Raw genomic sequence first — 7,646 nt, 5'->3', positions numbered from 1 at the left:
CCCAGAACTTCAGATAGGTGTCCCAATCGAAGCCGGCATAGGGCTCATCCAGCAGCAGCACTTGCGGGTCGGCCAGCATCGCCAATGTCAGGTTGAGCTTGGCCAGCGTGCCGCCCGACAACCGATCCGCCCGTGTGCCGGCGTATCGTTCAAATCCCAACGCCTCGTAAAGATCTCGGCGCGCGCGCCGTTCGCCCTCATGCGTCATACGGTAGGCGCGCGCGAACAGCTCAATGTGCTCATCACAGGTCAGGCGTTCATACACCACCGGCTGCTGCGGGCAATAGCCCAGCACGCCGGAGCGGACCACCGTGCCCGCGTCTGGGGCAAGCTCGCCAACCAAGATCTTCATGATTGTTGACTTGCCTGAGCCGTTCTCCCCAACAAGACCGACCACTTCGCCAGGCTGCAGCGTCAGATCGACGCCGCGCAGCACCTGCCGGTGGTGCGAGATCGGCCAGGTGCCGCGGCGAAACGACTTCTCGATACCGCCGGCCGTTAACACCGCGGCGGCGGCCTCGACCACCGGCAGCTTCGTTATGGCGTCGGTCCCAGTGGTGTGATTCATGACCGACCTCCTCCGTGGGAGCCGTCGGTGCTGGGCGGTGGCGAGGCGCCGGTGGGCAGGGGCGGCGGTGTCGGGCGATGCCAGGCGGTGCGGCTGTCACCGGAGTGAGCGGTTTCCGGCACGGTTTGGGGACGAGATCGCAAGTGCGGCACGAATGCCGGAGTGCGTGCCGCGTACGCGTTCCATGCGGGGCCGAATTGGTCCGCCGCGTCGCGTTCTTCGCTGCGCGCCAGCCGCGCGTAGACGTAAACCAGCACTGGGAACATCATCAGTGTGGGAATCGTCGGCCACTGCAGCAAGAAGCCGAGCATGACTAGTAGGAAGCCGTCGTATTGCGGGTGACGTACCCAGGCATACGGGCCGGTTGTGGCGAGTCGATCGGCTTGGGCGGCCGCATGCAAGTGTCGCCAGGCGACCGCGATCAGCCAGAAACCGCCACCGATCGCCGCGTAGCTGGCCAGATGAAAGGGGCTCAGGTGCGGGTCGCCGGTCCAGCCGATGAGGTCGTTCCACAGGTGCCCGCCGGCGTGGGTGTCACGTAGGAGCGGGAAGCGCGATCCCAGCCAGCCGCCGAGCAGGTACACGGTCAACGGGACGCCGTACATCTCGGTGAACAACGCCACCAAGAACGCGGTGTAGCCGCCCATCGCCCGCCAATCTCGATGCGTTCTCGGACGAAAGAAGCTCAGCCCAAAAGCCATGAACAACAACGTGTTCACGATCACCAGCGGCCATAATCCGTAGGCTGCATCTGCCATCGCCAAGACCTCCTGATCGGTGATGGACGTGGAGGTTTATGACCGTCCCGCAGAGTCGCGGTGCTCCGGCGTATCGGACCGGTCATGCTTAGTGTTGTTACCGTGCCCGCCGCCCATTCCGCCCATCATGAACATCATCATCAATGGGCATGCCAGCGCAAAGAGCAGCAGCGCCGACGTCGACAGCGGAACACCGATGGCCAGCGCAGTTACGAAAGCGGCGGCCAAGGCCAAGGCGTACCAGGGTAGGTACTGTGTTTTCATCTCGAGGTCCTTCCGTTCGGGCCGCCCTCAAGCATGCGCTTCTACCCTGGCGATGCCCATGGAACTACGTAGGTGATAGGTACGACGAAAGTCCCTGTCTGATTCGCCCAGAGGCCCTATGGCGGCCAACGCGATCGTTCTCGTCGGCGTCGGCGTCGGCGTCGGCGTCGGCGTCGGCGTCGGCGTCGGTGCTGGCATCGGCGGTAGGCGTCGCATCCGGTCTGCGGCACGGTCATCACGAGCCGGCGGTGTGAAACCCGATCACCACGATCGGACACGCGGACGATCACGGTCGTGCGGCGCCACCCGCTACGTAGCCGGTCGTCGAGTCAGCCGGCACGCCAGCGACACCGGCGCCTGTCGAGGCTCCTTCGCCTGAGTCGCTTCACCACGAAACGGGCGTTGATCACAACCACGACCAGTAGTGAGTCAACCGCGGCCCGGTGGACTGGTACGTCGAGAACTTCGTCAGGTGTACGTGATGGGGGCAAAAAGGCGCCTTGCTGACTGTCGCACCACCTACTGGGAGTGCCTTCGTTAGATCTGCCAGTCTTGGGCGCCGTCGTTTTGGTTGTAGGTGCCGATGGAGTTCTTGACGACGACCGGGTCTCCACTGCCGAAGTTGTCATAGAACCATTGAGCGTTGGCTGGACTCAAATTGGGGCACCCGTGGCTGACATTGCGCTTGCCTTGATCGTTGACTGACCAGGGCGCGCTGTGAACGAATATGCCGCTGTTGTCGATGCGAACTGCGTCTGCACCTTCAGCTTGTAGCCTTCAGCCGAATCGATGGGGACGCCGTACGTCGAGGAGTCCATGACGATATACGCGAACTTCTCCAACACGTAGTAGGTGCCGTTCGGGGTTTCGTAACCCTTCTTACCGAGAGAGACGGGAAAAGTCTTCTCCAGCTTGCCGTTGCGCATGATCTCCATCTGGTGAGTGCTGTCATCGATGGTTGCGACGAGCGCATCGCCGGTCCGGAAGCTCGACTTGGTCCCGCTGGCATCGATGTTCACCGTTGTGTTGGCGGGCCAGAAGTCGATGGGCCGCCACCGAAGCTGGGTGTCATTCATCGTGTAGAACTTCCCGGGCACGGGCGGGTTGGAGGAGATGTGAACGGCTTGCTCGGCCAGCGCGCGGTCGGCGATCGGCCGTTAAAAGTTGATGATGATCGGCTTGGCCACACCGACCATCGCGCCATTGACGGGATTGAACGTCGGCGGCGCGAACAAGCCCAGCCGGGGGCGCCGGCCGTGAAGGATCACTTAGCGGACCCTGGATCGAATCGGGGGAGAGGACGAACGGTTCTGGCGGGGATCCCGGCATTGCCATCGGATCGATCGGCGCCGGCGGTCCGGGAAGGGGCGGCTCCGCCGCGGCGGAGCCGGTGCTCAGCATTAGTGCGCCGGCGAGGCCAGTCGCGGCCAACATCAGTCCCAGCTTGCGCACTAGCCGCCGCTCCATAACCGGTCTCCTCGCCTAGATTCTTCCGCCGTGCAACCCAAGAAGCACGACGAGTACTTTCAGATCTACTACCTACGTACGTTGGCAGTAGGTTGACCGATTTCGCTTACCGTGCGGTGCGGCAGTGGCTCCGTGTGGACAACCGCCACGTACGTCCGTAACCCTAACTGTGATCTACGTATCGAGACCGTACTTGGTTCCTGCGCAACGAAAGGACATCCGACGTCGTGATCCTTGAACCGATCCGGCGGATCTCCCGTTCGCTGGTGCGGTCGCTGTTGCGACCTTGCTGTGTGTCGCGGTCGTCAGCGACGTCAACGCCGATCCGGCATCGGACGCACTGGCCCGCATGAATGAGCTGTCCCGCCAGCCGAGCAGACCACTGAGGCTATGCACACCGCACAGATCGACTTAGAAACCTTCCGGTCGCGGACTATCTACGTAGTGCAATAGTAGATGGGCGGCACAGGGCAACGGCGCGACGCTGGTATGACGCCCTGGGCAGGGCTGCGCGTACCGACAGGACAGTGAGGCTTCTTCATCAAGTCTTCATCGGGACACGAACCGACCCATACTCGGAATCTTGAGGCTGGACCGAGGCTGCGAGAGCGCTTGCCGCGTGGCCTGGTGTCACGAAGTTGTATAAGAAGGATGCGCGATGCAGCACAAGCGATGTGGAACTGGGTTTGCGGCGTTGGCAGCGTCGGCCCTGTTCATCACTGCCTGTTCGAATGCGACAACAGACTCTCAGTCATCGCCGAGCGCTGCGAGCAGCGACGCGGTCCACAACGACGCTGATGTGACCATCGATGCCGGGCAGACCGATGTCCAGGATGACGACATCGGGATCGAGGTCGCGCGCGACGGCGATCGCGTCGACGCCGTTGCCGGCCACGACCGCCTCGAACTGCTCGCGTTCCAGGTAGCTGGCCACCACTTCGGCCAGGGGAAGTTCGTCGTCGACGACCAGGGCGCGGTATCCCTTCGCCTGCTCAGGCGGTGTACCCGGGTGGTTATCCATATCCCGCATGGTGCCCGCTGAAGCAGCCGCGGCGGCGCAGACCGCACGAAGCGGCGCGATCTTCAGCAGATCTTTACGAGACTCATGCCGATTGCGTCCTTCGGCTGGGAGACGCTCACTGTGGAGGAGGGCCTGATATGCGCTTGCTGATGGACGTCTGCCCGAACAGTCTCGGGTGGCAAACGTGGCTGATCCTGTGCGCCGTCATTGTCGTGATGTGAGCCGCCGGCGCGACGGCCCTGTTCCACGCTTCTGGCCGGCCGCGCCGCAGGCAGCGGCGTGAGGCAATAGAGGAGCCTGTTCGCAGCGGCCAAGTCGGGGCGGAGTGACTGGTCAGCAACGCGGCCAACGTAGCGCTCGCGCGGGGTGTCAGTATTCGATCAAGCGCGTGACGTAGGGCGTCATGCCGGAGCTGCGTACGGGGGAGATTTTGACCACTGACCCGGTGTAGGGGGCTTCGAGCATCATGCCGTCGCCGAGGTACATGGCTTCGTGCTGGCTGGCGTTGGGGCCGTAGAAGATGAGATCGCCGCGCTGCATCTGCGATGACGGTACTTTGCGGCCGGCGTTGTACTGGGATCCGGAGTAGTGGTCGAGTTTGATGCCGACTCCAGCGAAGGCGTAGAGCATGAGGCCGGAGCAGTCGAAGCCGACGGTGTTGGCTCCTTGATCGATTCCCCGAGCGGGCCCGTTGGCGTTGCCACCGCCCCATGAGTAGGGAACGCCGAGTTGTGACATGGCTCGTCGGATCACGAACTCCGAGGCCTGGCGGCCGTACAGGCGGGGGATGCGTCCATTGGTGATGCCGGGATCTGCAGCAGCGGTCGCGGGGGAGAGGATGCCCAGTTTGGTGAGGAAGTTTCGGCCCATGTCGGCGGTGAGTTGCAGCGAGGTCGCCATGATTTTGAGGACGGCGTTGATGATGGCTATGGGGTCGCCGGCCACATTGGCGCTGGGCACCATCGGCAGCGTGGTGTCCCACTGGCCGGTGCCCGAGCTGTCCGCCGGTGCCGGGCTGGAGCGGTCCCATTGGCCGCTCGGCGGCACCGGGGTACCGGGTTGTGCGGCCGTGGGCTGGCGCGTGGTGGCTGCTACCGGTCGGGCAGTAGTGAGTCGGGTTTGTGCGGAGTCGCGTTCGGCGGCCAACCGGGTGAGGTCGGACTGCTGATTGGTGAATGCGCGTTGCGCGGCAACGAGTTCCGCGACTGCACCGTCCTGCCGTCGTTGCGCCTCGGCCGCTGCGGCGTCGGCGTCCAGCCGGGCCTGCTTGGCGGCTGAGAGTCGGTTGGCGCGTTCAGTCTGGCTTCGGCGAAGATCGTCTTTGACCCTGCCGAAGGCAAGGAGATAGGTCTGCTGCGTCGAGGCTGCCGAGAGGATGTCTTCAGGGCTGCTTGCCAGCGGCAGTGAGCGCGAGGGACCGTTCATATAGGTCGAGGCGGCGAACTCGTCGAAACGCTGCTGCGTCGCGTCGATGGCGGTTTGGCTGTCGGCGAGTGCTTTCTCGCTGTCGGCGAGTCTGCGGTGCGCCTCGGAGACCGCCTCGCGGGCGGTGGCAAGCTCAACCAGGGCCCGATTGACGCTCTCCTGCTTGTGTTGGATGTCCGCGCCGATATCGGCGACGTGCTGGTTGACCTCGGCGACGGCGGCGACAAGTCCTGCGACCGTTTCGCTGTCACCATCAGGTTCGCTTCCGTGGCCGGCCGTTGCGACGCCCGAGGTGTGCAGCACCAGCATTGACGCAAGTACCCCGGCGATGAGAAGTGAAGTGAGGCGCCGCATCAATTCTCCTGAGTGGGGCGGCTGCCGGGTGGCCGCGAGTCGGACGGGGCAGTGCGCCGACGTGTCATGTCTGACGGCCTACTACCGCTGTAAGTACGTAGTGGCATAGTACGTATTTGGAACGTACATCACTGGAGCATCAGGAGAAACGCCTGTCACAGTCTCAACTCGGTAACACCTGACCGGCCGGCAGGATCTGCTGTTGGCCCGAGGTGCCGGTGCCTTGGATCCGATTCGATGACGCACGCCGGGGCGAAATCGGTTGCGCAGCCACGGCGAGGTCCCCGACATCTGGTCTGTTGGCGGCTACATTAGGAGGCTGCAGGGTGCCGCCCTGTGCGAATCGGCCACCTCGTTAGAGCGAGCAGGAGTTGCGGCGGATGGAACAGCGAGGATTCGGCGATCTCGAAGCGGTGGTCATGGACTGGGTGTGGTATCACCAGGAGCCGGTCACCGTACGCGACGTGTTCGAGGACCTGTCTGAGCAGCGGCCAATCGCGTACACCACGGTGCTGTCGACCATGGACAACCTGTATCGCAAGCGGTGGCTAAAACGGCAGCGCAACGGCAAGGCCTATGTGTACCGGGCGGCGATGAGTCGTGAAGAGCGGTCGGCGCGGCTGATGAAAGCTGCCTTCGACTCCGGCGGCGACACCAACACTGTGCTGGCATTTTTTGTCGAGCAGATGAGTACAGAGCAATCAGCCCAACTGAAGGCGGCGCTGCGTAAGGGGCGGCGATCATGACGACGGCGCTGTGGCTGGTGCTCTACGGCGCAGTGCTGGCGTGGCTTGCTCCACCGGTACTGCGGCGCCTTACTGGTGGCGGGGTCAGCCCGTCCATGGGTGTGGCCGCCTGGCTGGCCACGGTTGCCGCCGTGCTTGCGGCATGGCTGGCGGCAGTGGTGCTGGTGGTCAACGCGACGTCAAACAGCATCCTCGACGGCTCGGTCGTGACCCTCTGCCTGGAACTGTTTGGGTTCTCCGATCACACCCCGCTGGCGGGACGCCTCGGCTCTATTGCGCTCATCGGCGGGGGGCTGCTGACCTCGGCGGTCGTGGCGCTGCGACTGGGTCGCTGCCTGGCCGGACTGCGCACCCGAAGCCACGAGCACGCACACGCCGCGCGGATCGTCGGTCGGCCCACCGACCATCCCCACGTCGTTGTCGTCGAGGCGGACCTTCCCGCCGCTTACTGTGTCATCGGCCGCCCCCATGCCATCGTCGTCACCTCGGCGGCCGTGAAATCGTTGAACCGAGCGCAACTGAAAGCGGTTCTGGCCCACGAGAATGCTCACCTAACAGGGCATCATCACCACATTCTCATGGTGCTGCGTGCCCTCGCCGCCACCCTTCCCCACCTGCCCTTGTTCGCCTGCGCACATCAGGCTGTGGCGGAACTGCTGGAGATGTGCGCCGACGATACCGCCGCTCGTCGCGTCGGCACTCGTCCTCTACTGGCGGGGTTGCTCGCGCTGGCCGGTCACCGACCTCCGGTGGCCGAAGGTCTGGCCGCGGCGGCAATGGCGATCATCACCCGCGCCGAGCGACTAGTCACCCCGACGCGTCGGCACGTGCAGTGGCGTCATCGCGCTCTCCTGGTTGCCGCCATCGCCACGATGCTCGCCACACCGGCATTCATCCAGGTGCTCTGCCACCACTAGGTGCCCCTAGCTCTGATCCGGGTTCGGGTCGGCCAATGGAGCAATGATCAGAACCTGTGGATGAGCCTCGGCGAGGCGGCGTAGGAAAGGGCGCACCTTCCCGAGGATGATCTGAATGTCGAAGGT

At 64.0% G+C, this 7,646-nt stretch carries 6 protein-coding genes and 3 pseudogenes; 3 read left to right on the top strand and 6 right to left on the bottom strand.

Annotated features, from left to right (window positions below; all coding sequences use genetic code 11):
* The 4 genes and pseudogenes from MSZK_RS10135 to MSZK_RS10115 form a co-directional block, all read right to left on the bottom strand.
* Positions 1-568 (bottom strand): ATP-binding cassette domain-containing protein (locus MSZK_RS10135; protein ID WP_233211212.1); only part of this gene is annotated, 568 nt, incomplete at its 3' end.
* On the bottom strand, positions 565-1,326 hold the full coding sequence (locus MSZK_RS10130; protein WP_011767906.1) for an isoprenylcysteine carboxylmethyltransferase family protein: 762 nt from the start codon (positions 1,324-1,326) through the stop codon (positions 565-567). The genes MSZK_RS10130 and MSZK_RS10135, both read right to left, overlap by 4 nt.
* Positions 1,327-1,362: 36 nt before the next feature.
* A complete protein-coding gene (locus tag MSZK_RS10125) occupies positions 1,363-1,590 on the bottom strand; it encodes a DUF2933 domain-containing protein (protein ID WP_011767907.1) in 228 nt (75 codons plus the stop codon).
* Positions 1,591-2,127: 537 nt separating this feature from the next.
* A pseudogene (locus tag MSZK_RS10115) lies at positions 2,128-3,057 on the bottom strand (L,D-transpeptidase family protein).
* Positions 3,058-3,343: 286 nt separating this feature from the next.
* On the opposite strand from MSZK_RS10115, the pseudogene MSZK_RS33555 reads away from it, so the two are divergent.
* Positions 3,344-3,471 (top strand): annotated as a pseudogene (locus MSZK_RS33555) (endopeptidase); the annotation flags it as partial.
* Positions 3,472-3,859: 388 nt separating this feature from the next.
* Here the strand turns inward: MSZK_RS33555 and MSZK_RS10095 are convergent.
* Together MSZK_RS10095 and ripA are read right to left on the bottom strand one after the other, a co-directional pair.
* Positions 3,860-4,087: pseudogene (locus MSZK_RS10095) on the bottom strand (response regulator transcription factor); the annotation flags it as partial.
* Positions 4,088-4,447: 360 nt separating this feature from the next.
* Entirely contained in the window at positions 4,448-5,857 is a 1,410-nt protein-coding gene (gene ripA, locus MSZK_RS10090) for an NlpC/P60 family peptidoglycan endopeptidase RipA (protein ID WP_011767910.1), read from the bottom strand.
* Positions 5,858-6,237: 380 nt separating this feature from the next.
* On the opposite strand from ripA, the gene MSZK_RS10085 reads away from it, so the two are divergent.
* Together MSZK_RS10085 and MSZK_RS10080 are read left to right on the top strand one after the other, a co-directional pair.
* Positions 6,238-6,603, top strand: coding sequence for a BlaI/MecI/CopY family transcriptional regulator (locus tag MSZK_RS10085; protein ID WP_011767911.1), 366 nt, complete (start codon positions 6,238-6,240; stop codon positions 6,601-6,603).
* On the top strand, positions 6,600-7,520 hold the full coding sequence (locus tag MSZK_RS10080) for a M56 family metallopeptidase (protein WP_011767912.1): 921 nt from the start codon (positions 6,600-6,602) through the stop codon (positions 7,518-7,520). The genes MSZK_RS10085 and MSZK_RS10080 overlap by 4 nt, the downstream gene beginning before the upstream one ends.
* Positions 7,521-7,646: the final 126 nt, after the last annotated feature.

Origin of the sequence: Mycobacterium sp. shizuoka-1, assembly GCF_002723835.1 — a bacterium.
Taxonomy (GTDB): Bacteria; Actinomycetota; Actinomycetes; order Mycobacteriales; family Mycobacteriaceae; genus Mycobacterium.
The sequence above is the reverse complement of the archived record's forward strand: the minus strand, read 5'-3'. Positions and strand labels throughout refer to the sequence as shown.

Bases quoted from the DNA above. Each gene is read 5' to 3' on its own strand.
- MSZK_RS10130 (WP_011767906.1), bottom strand. From the start codon at position 1,326: ATGGCAGATGCAGCCTACGGATTATGGCCGCTGGTGATCGTGAACACG.
- MSZK_RS10125 (WP_011767907.1), bottom strand. From the start codon at position 1,590: ATGAAAACACAGTACCTACCCTGGTACGCCTTGGCCTTGGCCGCCGCT.
- ripA (WP_011767910.1), bottom strand. From the start codon at position 5,857: ATGCGGCGCCTCACTTCACTTCTCATCGCCGGGGTACTTGCGTCAATG.
- MSZK_RS10085 (WP_011767911.1), top strand. From the start codon at position 6,238: ATGGAACAGCGAGGATTCGGCGATCTCGAAGCGGTGGTCATGGACTGG.
- MSZK_RS10080 (WP_011767912.1), top strand. From the start codon at position 6,600: ATGACGACGGCGCTGTGGCTGGTGCTCTACGGCGCAGTGCTGGCGTGG.